The following is a 24,136-nucleotide window of genomic DNA, read 5'->3' as shown; positions in this document are numbered from 1 at the left end:
AGGACTATACGCTAAAAACGAATTGGAAATAATAAGCATTAAGACCTAATTAACAACTACCCCCATTCAGTATTTGATAAACCAGAAAGTGAAGATATAAGACGAAGTCTTCTATGCAATACGAGTAAAGCAACCGATTAGATCATAAATGCCTATACAATCCCCTCAATATTTATATGAACGTAAAAAAAAACAACGCCTAGGCATCGCTCTTCAAAAAACTTTCGAGTATTTCATTGAACTTCTCGCTGTGTTCCCAAAGCATTAAATGGCCTCCCAGTATGTCGATCCGTGCTTCAGGAGAGATCCGCTGCATGAAGGAGCGGGCTGTCTCTCCCCAATGTTCAGCGGCAAATGGCGGCATTATAATACGTTTTTGAAAAAATTAAAGATTGGCTTATAGTAATCACTGGAACTTTTTTATTTAAGCATTTCCCTGCTATATCAAATCCGCCATTTCTTTCGGTATGCAAGAGGAGTGGTGCCTTCACGATCTTTGAACAAATTGATAAAATGGCTGACATTTGGGATGCCTGCATCTTCGGCAATCTCAGAAATGGAATCATTGGAATACTTGAGAGCATTTTTCGCATAAGTAATCCGGCAGGTGATGAGGAACTCATGGGGACTGATTCCTGCATATTTTTTGAATTCTCTCGCCAAGTGGTACTTGCTGAGGTTGAAGCGGGCCGCCAGATGATCAAGGGATACAGCGGTGTTGAAATACTTTTCAAGGTATCGGATTATTGCTTGCATAGTGTCGGGGATATAAGTTTCAGTTTCGAATTTACTGTGAATAGAACACAGCAATTCAGTTAGCAGGTCAGTCAGCAGTTTGGAACTTATAGGTTCAGAATGAGCGGTGAAATTCTGGTGGTTCTGGATTAATTGCTGAAAAGATGATTTGAAGTCACTTGAATTCTTGATAGTTACGACGGGGGAATCAGCAGATTGAAAATAGTGATAGTAATCACTGATTGAGGAACCATTGAGGTGGACCCAGTTAAATTCCCATAGTTCCTCTTGATCAGTCTCATAATGCTGATAATCCATGCAGGAAATAAAAAATGCCTGATTTTTTTGCAATTTGTATTTGTGACCATGGTAAGTTAAAAAACCTTTTCCGTCTAATGTGTAGACAATGAAATAGGAGTTCAGCTTTTCTCGTTCGGTGAAATACCCCGGCTTAGTTTGAAAGTAACCGGCTTCTTCCACATAGAAAAAAGAGCTTTTTGCTGACCGGCTGGGCGTGGTGATCAGCCGGATAGAATCTTCTGACCAGTTATGAGCCGCCTTTTCACGATAATGCTTCGTCATCTTAAACCTCCGCAATATTCTGTTATTTTCAGACAATATTATAGGATGTATCAATATTTGTAAACGGATACAATCAAAGTAATTCTGTTATTTCAGTAAAAAAGGGGATGAATAGATGGAGTTTGAAGCGCTAAAACCGGCAAAAAAAGCACGAATAGGGATTTATACAATTGGCTTGAAGGCATATTGGAACCAGTTTCCAGGGTTAAAGGAACGAATTGAGGAATATGGTAAATTTCTTGAAAAAAAGATGTCCGTGCATGGGGATGTAGTGAATTATGGATTGGTGGATACGGAATCAGAAGCGAGAAAAGCAGGGTATTGGTTCAATGAGCAGAATGTCGACCTGATTTTTTGCCACTCTGCCACCTATTCAACAAGTTCAGCCGTATTGCCGGTCCACCAAATCTGCAAGGCGCCTGTTATAATTCTGAATCTGCAGCCGACAGCCAGGATCAACTACAGGGATACAACGACTGGAGAGTGGCTTGCCCATTGCGGTGCATGCCCGGTTCCTGAAATCGCAAATGCATTTAACCGTGCGAAAATTCCGTTTCGCCTGGTCAGCGGCTTGCTTGGATTGGAAGAGACACCTGAAATTTCGCTGGCTGATGAAAAGACCAGCCACCGTATGGAAGCGACACGAGCGTGGAAAAAGATTGAAGAGTGGATTCGTGCGGCTGCTGTTCCACGTACTCTGCGAGAAAGCCGATTCGGATTTTTGGGGAATACCTATAATGGGATGCTTGATATGTACAGTGACTTTACAATGATACAGGCACAGACAGGTCTCCATGTGGAAGTTCTGGAGATGGGCGACCTCGATAAGATGATGAAAGATGTCACCGACATGGATGTAAAGCGGAAGCTGGAAGAAGTCGAGCGGATGTTCGAAATCAGTGGTGATTCCCCTTCTGATCCGATTGCCAGAAAGCCGACACAGGAACAATTGGACTGGTCCTGTAAAGTCGCAGCAGCCCAAGAGAAAATGGTCAAAGAGTTCGATTTGGATGCGTTGACTTATTATTATCATGGCGAGCCCGGCAGCTATTTTGAAAAACTGCAATCCGGTTTCATTATTGGTCATTCCTTACTAACGGCTAAAGGAATCCCTTGCTCTGGCGAAGGAGATTTGAAGACTGCTATTGCCATGAAAATTGCCGATATCCTGGGAACCGGAGGAAGTTTTTCGGAAGTGATGACGGTGGACTACGACGATGAAACGCTTTTATTGGGCCATGACGGTCCTTTCCATATCGCAATTTCGGAAGGCAAGCCAATTCTCCGTGGAATGGGATTGTATCATGGCAAGCAGGGAACCGGAGTTTCGGTTGAAGCCAAAGTACGTACCGGACCGGTAACGCTTTTGAATGTCACACAAACCGGAGATGGAAATCTTAAACTGATTATCAGTGAAGGAGAATCGACGGATGGAGAAATCATCCATGTCGGCAATACTCAAACTCCTGTGAAATTCGGAAAGCATCCAGATCAATTCATGGAAGAATGGTTTATGGAAGCGCCGACACATCACTTCGCCATGTCAGTAGGCAGGAATACTGAAATTTTCCGGAAAGTCGGCGAATTGCTGGCTTGCAAAACTGTGACTTTATAAAGAGCAAAAATTTTTGAGTGACTGCCTGCAGTCACTCTTTTTATTATTTCCTTTATAAAAAATAAAGAATAGTTATCAGAATAATGCTAATATAAGAACAAATAGACAGTTTTAACCAATGCAGCTAGATTGCCCGGGGAGCGAGGTGTGGTAAGTTGAAAGCTTTAAAAATACTTTTTTACCTAGTGTGTATTTTGTTGATTGTTAGCGCTTGCTCTATGCCGCCGGATAGCTCGGAAAAATATGATGTTATTTATACGCTGGATAAAGTTGCCTATGAGGAAACCGATGCAGACAGAAGTAGGGAAATTACGATTGCAGTGGTGCCGAAAGTAGCTAATATTCCTTATTTTAATGCAGCGGAAGAGGGAGCGCTTGAAGCTGCTAAGGATTTAGGCATCAACGTTATTTTTACAGGACCTGCTTTCGCTGATGCTGAGCAGCAGATAATAATTATTGAAGAATTGATTGAAGATGGGGTTGATGCCATCGCTGTGTCAGTAAATGATCCGGAAAAGTTGGCACCGATTTTGCTTGAAGCGAAAGGAAAAGGCATCAAAGTAATCACTTGGGACGCTGATACTCTTCCGCATGCAAGGGACTTTTTCATCAATATGGTCGATCCTGAAACACTTGGCCGCCATCTGATGGACATCCTTGCCTGGAACACGGGTGAAAAAGGAGAATTTGCTATCATGACTGGGGCTTTAACGGCTTCAAATCTAAACGAGTGGCTTCATTGGATTAAAATTCAGCAAAAAGAATATTATCCGGAAATGACTCTGGTGGAAGTGGCGGCTAACGATGACAATCCTCAAATGGCCTACGCCTCAGCCTTAAATCTGTTGGAGAAATATCCGGACCTGAAAGGTATTATCGGAAATTCATCAGTCGGCCCTCCAGCGGCAGCAAAGGCAGTCAAGGAACTTGAGCGGGAAGGCGAAGTGGCAGTTGTCGGATTGTCTACACCGAATCCGATGAATGAATACCTGAAAGACGGATCCGCACAGATTGTAACGTTATGGAGTCCCAAGAAATTAGGTTATTTAACAGTAATGCTTGCGAATAATTCTCTGAAAGGCATCGATCCCTACGATTGGCAGGAAATCCGCAAGGTAGGAAACATAAGGATGGTTGATGACATGGTCATTATGGGAGAGCCGATGGATTTCACGGCGGGAAATGTGGATCAATATGATTTCTAAAGCCTGGCGATTTAAGAACTACAGACTGCGAACCAAACTTATAGTTACATACTTCCTGTTGACGTTTATACCAATGTCATTATTAGGATACATTGCATACAACCAATACACAGCATCAATAGAAGAACAAGTGGGAGAATATATCCCCAAACTCCTGGACCAGGCTAATGAAAACATAGCAAACCAAATCAGGGAAATCAGCAGCCTGCCTGAGGTGCTTTATAATTCGGATCAGATTGTGGAAATCCTGAGGAATGATGCGCTTCAAAACCGCTCGTCGCTTATGCAGGATGAATTTACAGTAAATACTTACCTGTCCAGGAACTTCATTAATGGTGAAAGTCCGGATATTCTGGGGGTCTTTGTGTTGTCAAAAGACCGCATTTTTCAAAGTACGAAAATCCCATATTCCAATTTTGGACTGGATCAATCGCTTTCCTATGGGCAAAATATTGAACTTAACGGCGAAGAGGTTTTTCTTTTGCCACATCAGACTTCACTTCGTTTTGAAGGAGATCCGCCTTTCATTCTTATCATGAAGCAGCTTAATGACCTGGAAAACAGGACGGATTTGGGAACGGTCATGATTGCAGTGGAAAGCACATTTTTTAAAAAAGTAGTTGATGAATTGAATGATGAAGGAAATGCTAATTTATGGATGATGGATAAAAATGGACGCATTATTTATCATACGGATCCTTCAATGATCCGTGAAACAGATCGTGAATCCGCTGATTATCCTAAAATTGACGGCAGTTTTCGAACTGTACAGGAAGATGAAAGCCGTTTGATTAGTTTAAATTATCTGCAAGAAACGGATTGGATTCTGGCACACAGTATATTGGTAAGCAATTTAACGGAAAGAACCGATCTGGTCCGAAATGTAACGATTATTGTTTTTTTGATTTTTGTTTTGATCAGCACCGCTATCTCCATTTTGCTGGCATGGAATGTGTCAAGGCCGCTTAATCAGCTGACCAATGTTATGAAAAAAGTCGAGCAGGGAGATTTTGACGTTGATTTGCCGGCTGGCTCAACAGACGAAGTCGGGATATTGGCCAATAATTTCAATTCAATGGTGTTGGAAATAAAAGATCTGATCCGTAAAAACTACCAGATTGAATTGAAACAGAAAGAAGCAGAGTTATATGCTTTGCAATCACAGATCAATCCTCATTTTATGTACAACACATTGGAAACGATCGCCATGTCGGTTGAAGACGACGAAAAAGATACGGTCATTGAAATGGTTACCCTGCTCGGTCGCATGTTGCGATTCTCAATAGGAAACAAAGAGGATGTAGTAACAATTTCGGATGAACTGTCCCATGTCAAGGATTACCTGACCATTCAAAAAATCCGCTTTGAAGAGAAATTGGATTTTGCTATTGAGACAGAACTGGATACGGAGCAATACGGCACACCCAAATTCATCCTCCAGCCGCTTATTGAAAATGCGATTAAGCATGGCCTTGTATATGGCAATAAAACGCATATACACATCAGTGTCAGAAGGGAACGTCGAAATGACGGAACGGAAGAAATCATCTTCGGAGTGCGCGACGACGGTTCCGGTATCCAACCGGAAAAGCTGGCGGACATCAACCTTATGCTCGAGGCAGGATCAATGTCAAAACGTGATGATCATTTCGGTTTAATGAACGTTCAGGCCCGTATCCTCATTAATTTTGGCAGCACATATGGTCTGACATTATCGAGCAGCCTAAATCAGGGAACTGACGTTCAAATTAGAATCCCAGCGTTATTGAAAGACAGGGGAGGAGATCACAATGAACTCAAGAAAAATTAAAACAATCATTGTAGACGATGAAAGCCGGATTCGACGCGGGATTGAAAAGCTGGTCCTGGCTGCCGGAGAGGAGTGGCAAGTTGTCGCGGTCTATGGAGACGGCCGTGAATTACTTGAAGCCTATGATAAACAGCCGATTGATTTTAATGTTTTAATAACGGATATACGGATGCCTTCGGTGGATGGTCTTACGCTGATCAGGGAGATGAAGAAAAGAACGGCTTTCAACCCGGTGGTCATCAGTGGATTTGATGATTTCAGCTATCTCCAGACAGCGATGCGGGAAGGGGCACTGGACTACATATTAAAGCCGATAGACCGGGTGGAATTCAAGAAACAGCTTGAGGCACTTAAAGAAAAAATTATGAATCAATGGAAGGAACAGGAGAGAGAAGAAGAGGTTAAAGCCCAGACTGCAAAATTTGCATATATGAAGCAGGTGGAAAAGCTCAGCGAAGTGTCAAAAGGGTTTGAACTTGAAGTTTCCTTATTTGATTGGACGAAGGATTTTCCTGAGGGGAATTATATGCTGGTTTATATTTCAATCGACCAATCCTCCAATTATTCCCGGCTGATGTCCCGGGAAGAGTGGATTACATGGATGTTGGCTAATGAAAATATTATAGAAGAAATGCTGGCGGAAAGCGGAAGAAAGTTCTGGAAGTGGAGAGGGGAAGATTCTTCCTGGTGGATCTTATTATGCAGTAACGAAAACGAAGAGATAGAAACTTTCAGGGAAAAAATCTATAATTTCACAAAGTTGATGCAGAAAAATGTTCTATGTACGATTCCTTTATCGAACTCAATGGCCATCAGTCGGAGTTTTACGGAGCTGGCTTTATTGCAGCCAATGAGCCGGGATGTCCTGTCGCTAATGCAGTACCGTCCAGTTTTTGGAAGCAGCCAAATTCTGCAGCAGGAGATGAATATAGATCTGCAGCAGAAAAGTGAAATAGAAAATGCCGGTGAGCTGCAGCAATTTATACTGAAAATTATCCAGGCCCTGGAGAATATGAATGAAAAAGAATTGAAAAAGCAGCTTAGTCAGTTTGTTGATGGACTGCAATCATTAAGACTTTCCAGCGAGGTGGAGTTTTTTCTTCAATCGCTCAGTATACAGTTGATCAATTATGGCATAAAGTTTACTCCCCGTTTGAACACCGGGTTATTGAATCTGCAGGACACTGCAGATTTGCTTAAAAAAGCTGCGAATATGGATGAGTTGCGCACAGAGTTGGAGAAGATGATTTTGGATGTGTTCCAAAAACTTTCTGTACTGGACAAAGAAAAAGTGCATGACGAGGTACAGGTGGCAAAGCAGTGGATTCTGGAGAATTTGAAGGAAAACATTACTATCGAAAAAATTGCTTCCCATATCTACATGAATCCCACTTATTTCTGTGAATTCTTTAAAAGTGAAACGGGGGAGACAGTTCTGGATTTTGTCACAAGAAGCCGTATCTACAAAGCAAGAGGGCTTCTTCTTGGCACCAATTTGAAGATTTATGAAATCTCGGAACAAGTCGGATACGCTGATACAAAATATTTCAGCAAATTATTCAAAAAACATTACGGAGAACTTCCGTCCAAATACAGGGAAAATTTAATGCGGCCAATTTAACCTCCAAAATGGAGGTTTTTTTGTTTTTCTGGGCATAAACGGACATAAACAGAGAAATACCCTCCTTTATCCGAATATTCTCTCCTTTCTGAAAAAGTCCCTGCGTAATAAACTTATTGAAAGCGCTATCATTGGCGGAGACATAAGAGTCTGAGGATGAGGAGTGAGTAAATGTCTGACTATGTTCTTGAGTTAAAGGGTATTACGAAGGAGTTTCCTGGAGTTAGGGCATTGGATAATGTCGATTTTAAACTAAAGCCAGGGCAAATCCATGCATTGATGGGAGAAAACGGTGCAGGAAAATCCACATTTATAAAAGTAATCACAGGAGTCCATGCCCCGAACGAAGGAGAAATGTTCCTGAATGGTGAAAGAGTGGAATTCTCAAACCCGAACGATGCTCAGGAAAAAGGGATTGCTGCTATTTATCAGCATGTTACCAGTTACCCGGATTTGAGTGTGACAGAGAATATTTTCATGGGCCATGAAAGGATCCAGAAATTTACAGGACGTATATTATGGAAGGAAATGCATGACGAAGCAAAAAAAATTCTGAGATCTTTGGGTTCTTCAATCGATCCGAAATCTGAAATGGGTGCTTTGAGTGTCGCCCAGCAGCAGATTGTTGAGATAGCAAAAGCAATTTCAACTAAGGCGAAAATCATCATCATGGATGAACCTACCGCAGCGTTGACTTCACGGGAAAGCGAAGAGTTGTATAAGATTACGGAAAACTTACGGGACCAGGGCGCTTCCATAATCTTCATCTCACACCGCTTCGAAGATATGTACAGGCTGGCGTCACAAGTGACTGTACTGCGTGATTCAAAATATATCGGATCATGGGGAATAGAAGAAATTTCGAATGAAGATTTGATCATAGCGATGGTTGGGCGTGAAATCAACCAGGTTTTCCCGGAGAGAAAAGGAGAAATCGGTGAAAAGCTTTTGGAAGTGGAAGGGTTGGGGAAAGCGGGTTATTTTGCTGATGTGTCGTTTACCCTGCATAAAGGAGAGATCCTTGGTTTGACTGGTCTTGTGGGGGCCGGCAGGACAGAAGTATGCCAGTCGCTTTTTGGGATCATGCCCTACGATAAGGGCTCGATCGTGCTAAACGGAGAAAAAGTGAAAATTCAAAGCCCGAAAGAAGCCATTAGGCTGGGAATCGGTTATTTGCCTGAAGACAGGCAAAAGCAGGGGTTGGTGCTTCAATGGAGCATTGGGAGAAATATCTCTTTATCGGCACTGAGCGCTATAGGGAACAAAGGCTGGCTGAGAGATAAGAAAGAGTTTGCCATCGCCAAGGAATTAGCTGAGAAAGTCCATGTGAAAGCCAATAGCATTTTCGATCTGGTGAGTTCGCTGTCGGGAGGGAATCAGCAAAAAGTGGCAGTCGCCAAACTGCTGACTGCTGAATTAGACATCATTATCCTGGATGAACCGACAAAAGGTGTTGATGTCGGAGCCAAATCAGCAATTTACGAAATTATCAACGAATTGGCATCTCAAGGCTATGGAATTATCATGATTTCCTCTGAAATGCCAGAGGTTATTGGAATGAGTGATCGGATTGCCGTTATGCGAGCCGGAAGAATCGTGAAAATTTTAAATCGGGCAATCGCTACACAAGAAGCAATTCTTGAAGCATCCATGACAGATTCAACTGAAAAAAACGCCGGATAAAAAAGTAGGGATGGGGGTGAGTATGTATGGCCGAAACAGCAGTAGAAAGTTCGAATGAGCTTCAGCAAGAGAAAAAAGCTTCAAAACTGGCAGCAATATCTAAATTCCGCGAATTGGGTTTGCTGGCATTTATTATTCTGCTATGTATTGTAGTGCAGATAAAAAATCCCAGCTTCATGACGCTCGGCAATTTGACGGATATGATCACCAACACTGCAATCCTGAGTATTCTTGCTCTGGGAATGATGCTGGTCCTGATAACGAGGGGAATTGATTTGTCGATCGGAGCAACGCTTGCGTTATCCGGAATGCTGGTTGCACAGACTGTCAGCGTGTACAGCGGGCTGCATCCGCTTCTTGCCATTTTAATGGGAATCGGCATTGGGACGGTATGCGGGGTTACAATCGGATTTCTGGTCTCCAAAATAGGGATTCTGCCAATCATCGCCACTTTGGCAATGATGAACATTTTTAGGGGGATGACATACACGATAAGTGACGGGCAATGGATCAGTTCCTACCAAATGTCCGAGAGCTTTGTATCTATAGCAACCAGCAGTATTCTCGGTATCAATACACTGGTTTTCATAGCGATCATTATTTATATCATCGCTTTTTATTTTATCAATCATACTCGAACAGGCAGACAGATTTATGCGGTGGGAAGCAATCCGGAATCTGCAAAAGTCAGTGGTATTAACCAAACGAAAATTCTGGTCATTGTTTACTCGATTATGGGCGGACTGGCTGGTTTGTCAGGAGTTCTCTGGGTTTCTAAATTCGCGTCGGCACAAGGCGACACGGCTTCGGGCTTTGAGTTGACGGTTATCGCGGCATGCATTCTCGGCGGTGTGAGCATCGCCGGCGGATCCGGAAAGATTTCAGGTGTTATTTTAGGAGCTGTATTATTGGGGATCATGAATAACGCCCTTCCTTTGATGAATGTTTCTCCGTTCTGGCAAAGCGCGATACAAGGCGCAATTATCCTATTTGCTGTAATTGTAAATGCGCTTGTTAAGCGTGGAGTGGACAGAAATAATCTGCTGAGGAGGAAGATATGACTATGGAACAGAGAACTCTCGATCAAAATGAGTATGTTCAGAGAACACTGAAAAACAAGCAGGAATTCTCACTGAAGAAATTTTTCCTCCAATGGGAATGGCTGCTGATTCTGGTGTTCCTCCTGGTTATCGTAATCAACACTTCTCTATCCCCCTATTTCTTGAATGCAGCAGGGCTTAGAGATGCAACAATGGTTTTTCTGGATAAAGGATTTATCGTATTCCCGATGGTCATGATCATGATTTTAAGGGATATAGATATATCGGTGGGTTCTACAGTCGCATTGTCATCAGTGATCATGGCGACTCTTTACAACACTTTGAACGTGCCCATGGGTGCTGCCCTCGTAATTTGTTTACTGGTTGGCGCATTATGTGGATTGATAAATGGATTACTGATTGTGAAGTTCAAGGAGTTATCGGCCGTTATTGTAACTTTGGCGACCATGATTCTCTATCGGGGAATTGCCTACGTTATTTTAGAGGATCAGGCTTCTGGCAATTTTCCTGAATGGTTCAGTTTTTTCGGATGGGGAAGTGTAGCGGGCATTCCGTTCATCTTAATCGCGTTCACCATCCTTGCCATTGTTTTCACACTTCTGCTCCATAAGACTACATTCGGCAGACAGGTATATGCCATGGGGAACAACGATACAGCCAGCCGCTTTTCCGGAGTTCGGGTTGATAGGATAAAAGTGATTGTCTTCACCCTGGCTGGCCTGATGGCTGCAATTACAGCTATATTCCTGGCGTCACGCATGGGCAGTACACGCCCGAACGTAGCCATGATGTACGAGCTGGATGTAATTGCGATGGTCGCCTTGGGAGGAATCAGTACTGCCGGAGGCAAGGGGCGTATGATTGGTGCCATTATTGCCGTTTTCATCATCGGCTATCTCCAGTACGGTTTAGGGCTGATCAATATCCCTTCTCAGACGATGCTCATAATTATCGGTCTGTTATTGCTGGTTTCTGTAGCGGTTCCGAAGATGAAGGTGAACTGGAAATTCAAAAAGTCAGGAAGCAAGAGGAAGTTGGAATAGGTTGCTAACGGCAAAATGCCGGTTAAGTATACAAATACAATCAAAGGGGCGAAAGAAATGAAGAAAATCCTATCAAAATGGGCAGTAGTTGGTTTGGCTGTCGGATTGCTTGCAGCTTGTGGAAATGAAGATGCAGCACCGGGCGGCGAGGAAGCTGCTGCTGGCGGTGGAACTGATGGAAAACCGACTTATGCCATGGTATTTAAGAATACAGGAAATCCATATGGCGAAAAAATGATGGATGGTTTTGAAGAAGCCATCAAGGAAGCTGGCGGCGAAGTTATTCTTCGTGCTCCTGATCAGCCGACAGCTGAAGGGCAGATTCAAATTGTCGAACAGTTGATCACACAGCAGGTGGATTCGATTTTAATAACAGGAAATGATATTGACGCACTTCAGCCGGTTTTGGAAAAAGCGATGGACGCAGGCATCAAAGTGCTTTCCGCTGACTCAGCTGTAAACCCGGAGAGCCGTATGGTGCACGTTAACCAGGCAGACCCTGAGCTTATCGGCCGCACACAGATTCAGGCAGTTTCTGAAATGATTGACGGAGAAGGACAAATTGCTGTCTTGAGTGCCACATCCCAGGCGGCGAACCAGAACCTTTGGATTGAGTGGATGAAAAAAGAACTTGAAAAACCGGAATATGAAAATATCGAACTGGTAAAAGTTGCTTATGGCGATGACTTGCGCGACAAGAGTACTTCTGAAGCAGAAGCATTGCTGCTGCAATATCCGGATCTAAAGGCAATCGTATCTCCTACAACTGTAGGTATAGCGGCTGCGGGTAAAGTTCTGACTGATAAAGGGTTAGCTGGAAAAGTGATTCTGACTGGTCTTGGATTGCCGAGTGAAATGGCAACTTACATTGAAAATGGTGTTTCTCCGGCGATGTTCCTGTGGAACCCGATTGATGTAGGCTATGGGGCGGGTATGACAGCTGTGGCATTGGTTGAAGGTGACATCACAGGAGCGCTTGGAGAAACTTTCGAAGCAGGGCGACTCGGTGAAAAAGAAATTGTCGAAGACGGTGAAGGTACTCAAGTTATGCTTGGTGAACCATTCCGCTTTGATAAAGATAATATCGGTGAATGGAAAGAAGTCTATTAAATTTAAAGAACAATCCGGGTTTATTTGAAAAATGAGATTGGCGGGAGACAGATTCACAGTTTTCCGCCAGTCATCTTTTATGGAACCTAGATAAAATCTATTACTTTCAGGAGGCAGCTTAATGGAAACAAGTAATAAGTTTGCTTGGACTTGGCGGATCAAAGAAGAAGCTTTGGAAGATTATGTGCAACTTCACGAAAACCCCTGGAAGGAAGTACTCGAAGAACATACCAAAGCAGGAATCAGCAATTATTCGATTTTCCAGAATGGCAACCAATTTTTTTATTGTTTTGAATGTGACGATGTGGATAAAGCGTTTGCGTATATTGCAGACAGCGACGTGTGCAATCGATGGAATGCCATCACGTCCGAAATGGTTCAGGGGTCCTTTGATTTTAATGAAGCAGAACCAATCAGTCCGTTGAAGGAAGTTTTTTACTTAAGGTAGAATTACCGTTTTACTTATTTTTAATCAGTTGAAACGAAAAAAATCAAGGGATGTTTTAGGTTTACCAGAAAAAATGAAAATAATTGTCTTTCTTTGTCGCTCTTTCAGTAAAGTCCGGCTAAGCAAAACAACCCTATATATAAGGAAGGAATACGTTCCTTATCGAAAATAAAAGTTTACTGGAGGTATTTATGGTACAGAACTTATGGAATGAAGAAAAAGCAGCCACATTAAATGAGGGATTAAGCGAATTGGTTTATCGCTCCAACTTACTGGGTTCTGATCGTGCAGTCTGCAACTGGGGTGGAGGCAACACTTCGATGAAAACCACAGAAACAGATTTTCGCGGCCGAGAAATTGAAGTGATGTGGGTAAAAGGGAGCGGCTCGGATCTTGCCACGATGGGAGCGCAAAATTTTACCGGATTAAATCTGGAGGACATTCGCCCTTTGGCCGAGCGAGAGGAAATGACGGACGAAGAAATGGTGAACTACCTGACGCATTGCGTGATTGACAGCACGCATCCCCGGGCATCCATAGAAACTTTGCTTCATGCATTCCTGCCTTTTAAACATGTAGACCATACCCACCCGGATGCCATCATCAGTTTATGCTGCGCCGATAATGGACAAGAATTGGCAAAAGAAATCTTTGGTGACCGCTTTGTCTGGGTTCCTTATGTTCGTCCTGGTTTCACACTTTCGAAGATGATTGCCGAAGGCGTGAAAAACCACCCGGATGCTGACCTTGTGCTGATGGAAAAACACGGTTTAGTGGTTTGGGGAGAAACGGCAAAAGAAAGTTACGATAAAACAATATCAGTGATTAGTGAAGCCGAGAGTTTCATCAACTCGCGTTTAAAAGAAGAGCCTGTTTTCGGCGGAAAGAAATACGATGCTTTGACGGACGAAGACCGGAGAAATATCCTTTCGAAAGTGATGCCTGTAATTCGCGGAGCAGTCAGCGACGACAAGAAAATGCTTTTAACTTATGACTCAGCTGAAGATGTACTCGAATTCGTCAACAGCCACGATGCTGCCGGGCTGTCTCAAGTGGGAGCTGCATGCCCGGATCATTTGGTACATACAAAGATGAAGCCGCTGTTTGTCGAGTGGGATCCTGCAACAAAAAATGCAGAGCAGCTTGCTGAAGCGGTTAAAGTTGGCATCGAGAACTTCAAGGAAGAGTACAAAGCGTATTTTGAACGCAATAAAAACGAAGGGGATATCATGTTTGAACCGGCACCGCGGGTCATCCTGATTCCAGGAATCGGAATGGTGAATTCCGGAAAGAATGTGACCATGGCAAACGTCAGCGGGGCCCTGTACCACCGTGCGATATCAGTGATGAAGGGTGCGGAGGCGCTCGGCAAATTCGTATCGCTGAATGAAAATGAATCCTATAACATCGAATACTGGCCGCTGGAACTGTACAAACTTTCGCTGGCTCCAGCAGAAGCGGAATTTTCCAGAAAAGTGGCTTTTGTCACAGGAGGGGCAGGCGGGATAGGCAGTGAAACTTGCCGGCAATTCGCAGCTTCCGGCGCACATGTGGTATTGGCAGACCTTAATCTTGAAGGTGCAGAAAAAGTAGCCGCTGAAATCAACGGGAAGTTTGGCGAAGGACGTGCGCTTGCCGTCAAGATGGATGTAACCAGCGAAGAGCAGGTTCAGGAAGCGTTCAGAAGAACCGCCCTGGCTTTTGGCGGAGTGGACATCATTGTCAATAATGCCGGACTCGCAACTTCAAGCCCATTCGGGGAAACCACGTTAAAAGAATGGGATTTGAATATGAATGTTCTCGGAAAAGGCTATTTCCTGGTTGCCCGTGAAGCTTTCAATCAGATGAAAGAGCAGTCGATTGGCGGAAGCATGGTCTTCATCGGCTCAAAAAACTCAATTTACGCAGGCAAAAGCGCAGCCGCCTATAGTTCAGTAAAAGCGCTGGAAGCACATCTGGCAAGGTGCATCGCTGCTGAAGGAGGAGAATTTGGTATCCGCGTAAATTCCGTCCTGCCGGATGCAGTGCTTCAGGGATCAGCTATCTGGGGCTCTAAATGGCGTGAGGAACGTGCTGCCGCTTATGGCATCGAACCTGATCAATTGGATGAGCATTATCGTCAACGGACAACTCTGTTAGTCAATATATACCCGAAAGATATTGCAGACTCAATTTTGTTTTTATCTTCCTCCAAGGCGGAAAAAACGACAGGCTGCATGATTACAGTAGATGGAGGCGTACCTGCTGCCTTCACACGTTAAGAAAGCAGGAGCTTATGTTTTGGGAGGTTGCCCATGAAAACTTATTGTCTGTCTGTTGATATTGGTGCATCCAGCGGAAGAGTGATTGCCGGAGGTTTAGAAAACGGCAAACTTGAACTGGTGGAGGTCCATCGATTCGGAAATCAGATCATAGAAAAGAATAACCATTTCTGCTGGGATATTGAGTCATTGTTCCAGGAAATTATAAAAGGCATCAAAAAATGCAGTGCTTTTGACGAAAAGCCGGTAAGCATCGGAATCGATACCTGGGGCGTCGATTTCGTGCTGTTGGACGGCAATGATCAATTGCTGACGGATGCCATCGCTTACCGTGATCCCCGAACAGACGGAATCATGGAAGAAGTGACAGAAATCTTTATGAAAGAACGCTTGTATCTGGAAACAGGCATTCAGTTTCAGAAATTCAATTCCATTTACCAACTAGCTGCGTTGAAGAAGCAAAATCCAGAAGTGCTGGAAAAAGCAAAAACATTCCTGATGATCCCGGATTATTTGAATTTTTTATTGACTGGGGTAAAGGCCAACGAGTATACCAATGCCACAACCACTCAGTTGATCAATGCATTCACAAGAAACTGGGACAAAGAAATCATAGATCGGCTGGGCCTGAATTTTGAAATGTTCCAGGAAGTTATGATGCCAAAAACAGTCCTCGGAAATTTAAAAGAAGAATTGGCGGAGGAATGCGGTTTTGATATGAACGTCGTGCTTCCCGCAACTCACGACACTGGGTCAGCCGTCTTATCCGTGCCACAATCCGAAGATACCATCTACATCAGTTCAGGAACCTGGTCCCTGATAGGAGTCGAAAATTATTTTCCGATTTGTGTCACGAAAGCACTGGACTATAACTTTACGAATGAAGGCGGGATGGATTACCAGTTCCGATTTCTAAAAAACATTATGGGGCTGTGGATGATCCAGGAAGTTAAACGCAATTACGGAAACAGGTATTCATTTGCTGATTTAGTGGAAATGTCAAAAGGTGTGAATGGCGGAACGGCTATCGTGAATGTGGACGATGAACGTTTCCTGAAACCGGAGAACATGATTGAAGAAATACAGAAATATTGCATGGAAACCAATCAGCAAGTACCTGTGGAACCGGGAGAAATCGCCAACTGTGTTTTTGAAAACCTGGCCGCAAGCTATAAAAACGCCATTGCTGAAATAGAAGATATATTCGAAAAGGAATTCCACACGATCAATGTAATCGGCGGCGGATCCCAGAACGAACTGCTCAATCAGTTGATTGCGGATACTACAAACAAAGAAGTGTTTGCCGGACCGGTGGAAGCGACGGCAATCGGAAATTTGATTGCACAGCTGATTGCTTTAGGAGAAATCAGTGACATTGCAGAAGCGCGAAGTATTGTAAAACAATCTTTTGAAGTGAAAAAATTCACGCGCTCCACAGTAAATTTACAGGACTGAACGGCAGCGGACAAGATTCTGATCAGGAGGGGTATTATGAGTGTTATAAACCAGTTCGAGGAAGCAAAGAAAGAATATGAACATTGGGGAATCCAGGTAGAGGAAGTATTTGAAAAACTGCAGAATGTCCCCGTATCCATCCATTGCTGGCAAGGCGACGACATTGGTGGATTTGAGATCAATAAAGAAGAGTTATCAGGCGGCATCGAAGTGACAGGAAACTACCCCGGAAAAGCGACAACTCCTGAAGAACTGCGCCGGGATATAGAAAAGGCCCTTTCCCTTATTCCCGGAACGCACCGCATTAATCTCCATGCCATTTATGCCGAAACCGACGGGGAACTGGTGGACAGAGACCAATTGGAACCAAAGCATTTTGAAAAATGGGTAGTGTGGGCAAAAGAACATGGACTTGGCCTCGATTTCAATCCGACTTTGTTTTCACATAAAAAAGCTGCGGACGGTTTGACCCTGTCGCATCCTGATGCCGAAATCAGGCAGTTCTGGATAGACCACTGCATTGCCAGCCGGAAAATAGGGGAGTATTTTGGGAAAGAACTGGGAACACCTTGTCTCACCAATATCTGGATTCCGGACGGCTATAAGGATACTCCCAGTGATCGTTTAACGCCAAGAAAGCGGTTAAAACAATCACTTGATGAGATCTTTGCTGTAAAAACAGATGAACAATTCAATATTGATGCTGTTGAAAGCAAGGTTTTTGGCATTGGTTCTGAAGCATTCGTAGTAGGTTCACATGAATTCTATCTGAATTATGCGATGAAAAACGATAAAATCTGTCTGCTGGATACCGGACATTATCACCCGACTGAGCGGGTTTCCGACAAGATTTCAGCCATGCTTTTATTCAATGAAAAATTAGCTTTGCATGTATCCAGACCAGTTCGTTGGGACAGTGACCATGTTGTCATTCTGGATGATGAGCTGAAAGAAATTGCTTTGGAAATTGTAAGGAACGATGCTTTGGACCAAGTCATTATCGGACTGGACTTTTTTGATGCCAGCATTAATCGGGTTGCTGCATGGACGATCGGCACACGCAATATGATTAAAGCCCTTTTATATGGAATGCTTCTGCCCAATGAGCACCTGAAAGCACTGCAGGAAGAAGGAGACTTTACTAAGCGGCTGGCCTTATTGGAAGAGTTTAAAACCTATCCGTTTGGCGCAATCTGGAATTATTATTGCGAGACAATGGGAGTGCCGATAAAAGAGTATTGGATTGAAGAAATTTCAGATTACGAAACAGCTGTATTATCAGCCCGATCATAGACCGCGATAGAGGTGAAGAGGATGCTTATAGCAGAAAGACATAAAAAATTAACTTCTATTATAAATGAAAGCGGCAGCAGCCGGGTTTCTGAGTTGAGTAGAATTTTCAGTGTGACGGAAGAAACCATCCGCCGTGATTTGGAGAAACTGGAGAACGAGGGGAAGTTAAAACGCAGCCATGGCGGCGCTGTAAGTGTAGAACTGAGCGGCCATGAATCCCCTTACTTCGAACGTGAAGTGAGGAATGTGATAGAGAAAATGGAAGTGGCGGAAGAAGCCGTTAAATATGTATCCATCAATGAACGAATCATTTTGGATGCCAGTACGACGGCCTGGTATATGGCCAAAATTTTGCCGGATATTCCCCTGACTGTAGTGACCAATTCGCTGAAAGTGGCAATGGAGCTGTCAAATCGAAAGAAGATTTCAGTAATTTCCGCTGGCGGAACATTGCTGCAAAAATCACTGTCGTTTGTTGGACCGCAGACGACAAATGCCCTGGAATCATATTACGTCAACAAAGCGTTCATCTCTTGCCGCGGAGTTCATGCAGTGAGGGGAATCAGTGATTCGCATGAAATGCAGGCTCTTGTGAAAAAGAAAATGAGTGAAATTGCGGACGAAGTATTTTTGTTGGCAGATCACTCAAAGTTCGGGGTACAGGCATTTTCTAAAGTTGCAGCAATAGAAGAAATTAATTTTATTATCACTGATTCGCGCACCAGTAAAGAGCAGATAGATGAATTTGACGACTGCGCTGCAACGATTATCCGCCCTTCAAAAATTCAGTAACAAGAAAAGGGGATCTTTATGGCAGAAAAATCTTATAAAGTAATTTCCGAAACCGGCATTCAGGCACGGCCAGCAGCTCAATTGGTTAACCTTGCAAGTCAGTTTAAATCAGATATTTCAATACGGTACAAATCATCCACTGTGAATCTCAAATCAATTATGGGTGTCATGTCTTTAGCGATCGCAAAAGGAGCGGTAATTGACATTGCCGTCAACGGACCCGATGAACAGGATGCCCTGAACAAAATTGATCATTTCATCAAAAGCGAAATAGCCGAGTAACATGGTTTTCAGTTCACGGAGTCAGAGTGGGAAAGCTGTGTCTTTACCGGAACTATGATTAAGGAGCTAAGAAGAAAATAAAAGACGGAAGAGTGGATAAAAATGAAAGTCTCATTATTTATCACATGCCTCTCAGAAATGTTTTATCAAAATGCAGCAAAAGATGTCGTCGAGATACTCGAACGTCTCGATTGCGAAGTGGATTTTCCGAAGGGGCAGATTTGCTGCGGCCAGCCAGCCTATAACAGCGGCTATAGAAAAGATGCCAAAAAAGCGGCGAAACAAATGATTGCCAGCTTCGAAGCTTCTGAATATATTGTTACCCCTTCAGGTTCCTGTGCCGCTATGTTCAAAGAGTATCCGCAGCTTTTGAAAGACGAAGGCGAATGGTATGGACGGGCAAAAAAGATTGCCGATAAAACGTATGAATTCACCCAGTTCGTCGTCAACATCTTAAAAGTCGAAGATCTTGGCGCAACTTATCCTGCAAAAGCGACTTACCATACATCATGTCACATGACGCGTCTGCTCCACGAAAAAGAAGCCCCGTTCAGACTGCTGAAAAATGTCAGAGGGCTTGAGCTGCTGCCACTTCAAAATAATTACGACTGCTGCGGGTTTGGCGGTACCTTCGCTGTTAAGATGGCTCCGATTTCTGAGCAGATGGTAGATGAGAAAATCCGGCATATAGAAGAATCGACAGCCAATGTCCTGATTGCGGCGGATAATGGCTGCATGATGAATATAAAAGGGCGGATCGACCGGAAAGGCAAGCCGATTGAAGTGAAGCATATCGCTCAAATACTCAACACACGAGTAGAAGGGAGGGTATAACTATGGCAATGAAAATAGGCGAAAAGCCGTTTTTTGACCGGGTGGATGATGCTCTTGAAGATGGTTTCATGCGCAACGCAATGGCCAAAGCCCAGGACGGACTGCGAGGCAGGAAATTGAACGCCACAGTAGGTGACGAGCAAATTGGCGATTGGGAAGAGTGGCGCAGCGCAGGGGAAGAAATCCGCCGGCATACACTTGAAAATCTGGATTATTACTTAGATCAATTGAGTGAGAACTTTGCGAGACTGGGCGGCCATGTCTATTTTGCTGAAACCGCTGAAGATGCCACCCGTTACATCCAGGAAGTGGCCAAGAAAAAGAATGCTAAAAAAGTGACGAAAGCAAAATCGATGGTGACAGAAGAAATCGGCTTGAATGAAGCATTGGAAGAAATCGGCTGTGAAGTGTATGAGACGGATTTGGCGGAATATATTCTGCAGATTGATGACCACGACCGTCCTTCGCATATAGTTGTTCCTTCACTCCACAAAAACAAAGAGCAAATTCGGGATACTTTTCGCGACAAGGCAAATTACACCGGAACTGAGGAACCGCGGGAACTGACTGCTTTTGCACGGAGTCAGCTGCGGGAAACTTTTATGGAAGCGGATATCGGTGTTACCGGCTGTAATTTCGCTGTAGCCGAATCCGGCACGATTTCCCTCGTAACGAACGAAGGAAATGCGAATATGGTGACGACTTTTCCTGAAACCCAAATCACTGTTATGGGTATGGAACGGCTCGTGCCGACGTGGAACGAGCTCGATGTCATGATTAACTTGTTGAGCAGAAGTGCAGTAGGGCAGAAGATAACGACCTACGTAACTAATCTGACCCCTCAGTTGGAAGAAGACAGTATAGATGCGCCGAAAGAATTCCACCTGATAATTTTAGATGCAGGACGATCCAATGCTCTCGGAACTGAATTTCAGTCCGCACTGCATTGTATACGCTGTGCTGCATGTGTAAATGTTTGCCCGGTATACCGGCATATTGGGGGTCACGCTTACGGCTCAATTTACCAAGGGCCAATTGGAGCTGTGCTGTCACCGATTCTTGGAGGCTATGAGGAATACGGAGAGCTTCCCTATGCATCCAGTCTCTGTGCCGCCTGCACCGAAGCCTGTCCGGTTAAAATTCCTCTTCACGAACACCTCATTAAGCACCGGGAGAATTATGTAGAGAAAAAAGGCATGACCGGCGAGAAAATGGCGATAAAGACTTTTGGCATCGGAGCAAGTTCTCCAGCGCTATTCAAACTCGCCGTAAAGGGCATGCCAGCTATTCTGGGTCCATTAGTGAAAGACAACAGCATCACCTCGGGACCAGGTCCGATGAAGCTCTGGACCTCTGTCCGCGAATTTCCGGCTCCAGGGAAAGACAACTTCAGAAACTGGTTCAATGACCGTGGAAAAGGGAGGGAATAGCGATGACTGCCGGAACTATTCATAATAAAGAACAGTTTTTAAATAGAATCACTTCCCAGCTCGGTCGTGACAGAAACAGACAAGTTGGTCTTCCTGAATGGCAGCATCGTCCGCAGCTGGACGTATTCAGTGGAGCTTCGGTCAATGAGTTAGCTGCCGCTTTCAAAAAAAACAGCCTGGAGAAGTCGACCTTTGTCGTGAACACGGATAAAGCTAATCTTGCCGAAGCCCTGCAGGAAGTCATTATGAAATATGGCGGCGGTCAAGTAGTGGCTTCAAAGGATGCACGCTTCGGTGAATTTGGCTTAGATGCAGTGCTGGACAATGAAAAAACCCATATCTGGGACACAAATCGAGGCCAAGAAAATATTGAAATTGCAAAAAAAGCCAATATTGGCCTATTTATCAGCGATGCCGCTTTAGCTGAATCGGGTACAATTGTGCAATTCAATGATAAAGATATTGCCCGCTCAATCAGCCTGTTGCCTACGGTTTATGTGGCTATCGTACCAAAATCCACAATCGTCCCCCGCATGACACAAGTGGTTCAGGCTGTCCATCAATCGGTGGAGGAAGGAAACAATCTTGCCACCTGCATCAATTTCATCTCGGGACCGAGTAACAGTGCGGATATTGAAATGAATATCGTAATCGGGGTGCATGGTCCAGTTGAGGCTGTTCATGTGATTGTGGAGGATCTGTAATCAGTTACTTTGTACTAACTTATCAGGAGACAGTTTTATTTCGAGGTATAAAACCAGAGGATTAAAAGAATGAAAAACCGGCTCCCGAAAATGTTTTCTCTTTGGGTCCGGTTTTTAATTTAAAATTTATCATTGATTTAACTATTTTGGATTAGTGAATTCATTTTTTGGCTTCCAGCCTTCTGAGCCACTTTCCATACTTCCGCTCATCCACCTCCCAATCCCTTGCCGTCTCCTGCAATCCAAGCAGCTCCTTTATATAGAAGAAAATCTCTTCCGAAAATATACCGTCACTTCCCGCCAGCCCGTAATAATCCCAGTAAGGATCCATCGTTTCATCCAGCCACTCCAGTAAATCGCTCTTCTTCGGATAACCGAAATAGATGCTCTTATGCAAATCGCCTTCATAGTTCTGCATCCAATCGATATAGGCGATCCGCAGCATGTCGTAATCATCGATATAGGGATGGCTGAAGTCATCCGGCCCATCCTCGAACTTCTTAAAACAATCATCTGAACAAAACACATGGCCCGTGTTGTCCACCCGCGGCTTTTTCCTGCATAATTTGCACATTCTCATAATTATCACTCCTATATATAAGGGTGAAGAAACTTTCTTTTGAATTTGGTTAAAAATTATATTAATAGTTGTATAGCTAAACTAATTATTATTGCACTAAATTTTATTTTTAAAATATTCAATATTTTTGTTGAATTTAAATTTTTACTCGATTATAATTACCTTACCACCAATAAATGAAATGTCGTTTCAATAATCGAAACGAAATGAAAGCGCTTTAAAATTAATAATATTATTATGCTTTTTGATAGGAAGGAGTAAACAATGAAAAAACTATTAAAGTTAGAACACTTTTCTGAGTTAATAAAAGACGGCGATAAGTTGCTTGTTGGTGGCTTTGGTTTATCTGGGACTCCGTTATCATTAATCGATGAAATTGCAACTTCAGGTAAAAAGAATTTGACGGTAGTTAGTAATAATTTAGGAGAAAAGGGTAAGGGATTAGGAAAATTACTTGTATCAGGCAATTTGAAAAAAGCCATCGGTTCTTATTTTACAACCAATGGAGATGCAGTAAATGCTTGGTCGAAGGGAGAATTGGAAATAGAGCTGGTTCCACAGGGAACTTTAGCAGAAGCGATTCGTTGCGGAGGAGCCGGAATAGGTGGTTTCTACACAAAGACAGCAGTTGGAACGAAGCTTGCTGAAGGAAAGCATCAAATGACTTTTGACGATGGAGACTATATCCTTGAAAAAGCGATTAAAGGGGACGTAGCTTTGATCAAAGCTTTGAAAGCGGATACACTCGGCAATTTAATCTACGACCAAACAGGTCGCAACTTTAATCCTGTCATGGCGACAGCTGCTAAGCTTGTCATTGCTGAAGTTGACGAAATTGTTGAAGCAGGGGAAATTAAACCAGAGGAAATTGTCACACCGCATCTGTTTGTCGATTATGTAGTAGTTACCAAATATGTGAAAGAAGGGGGAAGGTACGTTGAGCCAGCAACAACGAATTAAAATAGCCCGAAGAATTGCTGAGGAATTTGAAGATAATCAAATTATTAACCTGGGAGTGGGAATTCCTACTTTGATTCCAGACTATATTGAAGGCAAAGATGTTTACTTGCATTCGGAGAACGGGTTGCTCGGAATGGGTCCGACACCGGAAGAAGAATTCGTTAATATGGATTTGATCAGTGCCAGCAAGAAACCTGTTTCCGTTGAGACCGGAGCTTCAATATTCGACAGTTCTGATTCGTTTCTAATGATTAGAGGCGGACATGTGGATGTAGCTGTGTTAGGAACATTGCAAGTGGATGAAACAGGAGAGGTTGCCAATTGGGCAGTGCCCGGCCAAAATATCCTAGGTGTCGGCGGAGCAATGGATTTGGTGGCTGGAGCGAAAAAAATAATTATTGCAACGATGCACACTTCAAAAGACGGTACACCAAAACTACTCAAAAAATTGACTTTTCCGAGCAGCGGTGTCCGTAAAGTGGACATGATCGTCACTGAACATGCGGTATTTGAATTTAAAGACGAAAAGATGTTTTTGATAGAAGTGCTTTCAGATATTACATTAGAAGAGTTGAAAGAAATCACACCTGCAAGTTACGAGTTAAGTACTAAGAAACTAATCAGAGTATAGG

22 protein-coding genes are annotated in these 24,136 nt (G+C 43.5%); 19 read left to right on the top strand and 3 right to left on the bottom strand.

Translation table 11 applies throughout. The features are described 5' to 3' along the window. Nucleotides 1-199: 199 nt before the first annotated feature. Both DP120_RS18565 and DP120_RS02455 read right to left on the bottom strand, forming a co-directional pair. A complete protein-coding gene (locus DP120_RS18565) occupies nucleotides 200-364 on the bottom strand; it encodes a hypothetical protein (RefSeq protein ID WP_205854490.1) in 165 nt (54 codons plus the stop codon). 80 nt (nucleotides 365-444) lie between these two features. Next, nucleotides 445-1,317, bottom strand: a complete 873-nt coding sequence (locus tag DP120_RS02455) for an AraC family transcriptional regulator (RefSeq protein ID WP_112221590.1) — start codon at nucleotides 1,315-1,317, stop codon at nucleotides 445-447. 115 nt (nucleotides 1,318-1,432) lie between these two features. On the opposite strand from DP120_RS02455, the gene DP120_RS02450 reads away from it, so the two are divergent. The 17 genes from DP120_RS02450 to DP120_RS02370 all read left to right on the top strand — a co-directional run bounded on the left by DP120_RS02450 (nucleotide 1,433) and on the right by DP120_RS02370 (nucleotide 21,964). After that, nucleotides 1,433-2,932: an L-fucose/L-arabinose isomerase family protein gene (locus DP120_RS02450; protein WP_112221589.1), complete on the top strand. Its 1,500-nt coding sequence runs from the start codon at nucleotides 1,433-1,435 to the stop codon at nucleotides 2,930-2,932. A 185-nt stretch (nucleotides 2,933-3,117) separates the two neighbouring features. Continuing rightward, on the top strand, nucleotides 3,118-4,137 hold the full coding sequence (locus tag DP120_RS02445) for an autoinducer 2 ABC transporter substrate-binding protein (protein ID WP_240611946.1): 1,020 nt from the start codon (nucleotides 3,118-3,120) through the stop codon (nucleotides 4,135-4,137). 73 nt (nucleotides 4,138-4,210) lie between these two features. Beyond that, nucleotides 4,211-5,947: a cache domain-containing sensor histidine kinase gene (locus DP120_RS02440; protein ID WP_205854489.1), complete on the top strand. Its 1,737-nt coding sequence runs from the start codon at nucleotides 4,211-4,213 to the stop codon at nucleotides 5,945-5,947. Beyond that, nucleotides 5,928-7,568 (top strand): response regulator transcription factor, encoded by a 1,641-nt coding sequence (locus DP120_RS02435; protein ID WP_112221586.1) that lies wholly within the window; start codon nucleotides 5,928-5,930, stop codon nucleotides 7,566-7,568. The genes DP120_RS02440 and DP120_RS02435 overlap by 20 nt, the downstream gene beginning before the upstream one ends. A 171-nt stretch (nucleotides 7,569-7,739) precedes the next feature. Continuing rightward, complete coding sequence (locus tag DP120_RS02430) at nucleotides 7,740-9,251, top strand: sugar ABC transporter ATP-binding protein (protein WP_112221585.1); 1,512 nt, start codon at nucleotides 7,740-7,742, stop codon at nucleotides 9,249-9,251. Nucleotides 9,252-9,277: 26 nt separating this feature from the next. Further along, nucleotides 9,278-10,312 (top strand): ABC transporter permease, encoded by a 1,035-nt coding sequence (locus DP120_RS02425; RefSeq protein ID WP_112221584.1) that lies wholly within the window; start codon nucleotides 9,278-9,280, stop codon nucleotides 10,310-10,312. Continuing rightward, the gene (locus DP120_RS02420) at nucleotides 10,309-11,355 is read left to right on the top strand and encodes an ABC transporter permease (protein WP_240611945.1); all 1,047 of its coding nucleotides are present in this window, start codon (nucleotides 10,309-10,311) and stop codon (nucleotides 11,353-11,355) included. Before DP120_RS02425 ends, DP120_RS02420 begins: the two co-directional genes overlap by 4 nt. Nucleotides 11,356-11,412: 57 nt before the next feature. Then, complete coding sequence (gene rhaS / locus DP120_RS02415; protein ID WP_112222295.1) at nucleotides 11,413-12,465, top strand: rhamnose ABC transporter substrate-binding protein; 1,053 nt, start codon at nucleotides 11,413-11,415, stop codon at nucleotides 12,463-12,465. Nucleotides 12,466-12,586: 121 nt separating this feature from the next. After that, complete coding sequence (locus DP120_RS02410) at nucleotides 12,587-12,913, top strand: L-rhamnose mutarotase (protein WP_112221582.1); 327 nt, start codon at nucleotides 12,587-12,589, stop codon at nucleotides 12,911-12,913. Between the two features lie 191 nt (nucleotides 12,914-13,104). Next, the gene (locus tag DP120_RS02405) at nucleotides 13,105-15,174 is read left to right on the top strand and encodes a bifunctional aldolase/short-chain dehydrogenase (protein WP_112221581.1); all 2,070 of its coding nucleotides are present in this window, start codon (nucleotides 13,105-13,107) and stop codon (nucleotides 15,172-15,174) included. 33 nt (nucleotides 15,175-15,207) lie between these two features. Continuing rightward, entirely contained in the window at nucleotides 15,208-16,629 is a 1,422-nt protein-coding gene (gene rhaB / locus DP120_RS02400; protein ID WP_112221580.1) for a rhamnulokinase, read from the top strand. A 36-nt stretch (nucleotides 16,630-16,665) separates the two neighbouring features. Then, nucleotides 16,666-17,922, top strand: a complete 1,257-nt coding sequence (gene rhaA / locus DP120_RS02395; protein ID WP_112221579.1) for an L-rhamnose isomerase — start codon at nucleotides 16,666-16,668, stop codon at nucleotides 17,920-17,922. A gap of 21 nt (nucleotides 17,923-17,943) precedes the next feature. Continuing rightward, complete coding sequence (locus DP120_RS02390) at nucleotides 17,944-18,714, top strand: DeoR/GlpR family DNA-binding transcription regulator (RefSeq protein ID WP_112221578.1); 771 nt, start codon at nucleotides 17,944-17,946, stop codon at nucleotides 18,712-18,714. Nucleotides 18,715-18,732: 18 nt separating this feature from the next. After that, a complete protein-coding gene (locus DP120_RS02385; protein ID WP_112221577.1) occupies nucleotides 18,733-18,996 on the top strand; it encodes a phosphocarrier protein HPr in 264 nt (87 codons plus the stop codon). A 102-nt stretch (nucleotides 18,997-19,098) separates the two neighbouring features. Beyond that, nucleotides 19,099-19,830 (top strand): (Fe-S)-binding protein, encoded by a 732-nt coding sequence (locus tag DP120_RS02380; RefSeq protein WP_112221576.1) that lies wholly within the window; start codon nucleotides 19,099-19,101, stop codon nucleotides 19,828-19,830. 2 nt (nucleotides 19,831-19,832) lie between these two features. Continuing rightward, the gene (locus tag DP120_RS02375; protein ID WP_112221575.1) at nucleotides 19,833-21,260 is read left to right on the top strand and encodes a LutB/LldF family L-lactate oxidation iron-sulfur protein; all 1,428 of its coding nucleotides are present in this window, start codon (nucleotides 19,833-19,835) and stop codon (nucleotides 21,258-21,260) included. 2 nt (nucleotides 21,261-21,262) lie between these two features. Continuing rightward, complete coding sequence (locus DP120_RS02370; RefSeq protein WP_112221574.1) at nucleotides 21,263-21,964, top strand: LutC/YkgG family protein; 702 nt, start codon at nucleotides 21,263-21,265, stop codon at nucleotides 21,962-21,964. A gap of 160 nt (nucleotides 21,965-22,124) precedes the next feature. On the opposite strand, the gene DP120_RS02365 is transcribed toward DP120_RS02370, so the two are convergent. Then, nucleotides 22,125-22,544 (bottom strand): hypothetical protein, encoded by a 420-nt coding sequence (locus tag DP120_RS02365; protein ID WP_112221573.1) that lies wholly within the window; start codon nucleotides 22,542-22,544, stop codon nucleotides 22,125-22,127. A gap of 264 nt (nucleotides 22,545-22,808) precedes the next feature. Here DP120_RS02365 and DP120_RS02360 point away from each other — a divergent pair, with 264 nt between their 5' ends. Continuing rightward, a complete protein-coding gene (locus tag DP120_RS02360; protein WP_112221572.1) occupies nucleotides 22,809-23,504 on the top strand; it encodes a CoA transferase subunit A in 696 nt (231 codons plus the stop codon). Beyond that, nucleotides 23,482-24,135 carry a 3-oxoacid CoA-transferase subunit B gene (locus tag DP120_RS02355; protein WP_112221571.1) on the top strand — a complete coding sequence of 218 codons (654 nt, stop codon included), beginning with the start codon at nucleotides 23,482-23,484 and terminating at the stop codon, nucleotides 24,133-24,135. The genes DP120_RS02360 and DP120_RS02355 overlap by 23 nt, the downstream gene beginning before the upstream one ends. The last annotated feature ends 1 nt before the right edge of the window (nucleotide 24,136 follow it).

Source organism: Planococcus halotolerans (assembly GCF_003289955.1).
Taxonomy (GTDB): Bacteria; Bacillota; Bacilli; order Bacillales_A; family Planococcaceae; genus Planococcus; species Planococcus halotolerans.
Note: the sequence above shows the minus strand (reverse complement) of the source record. Positions and strands in the feature narration are given on the sequence as shown.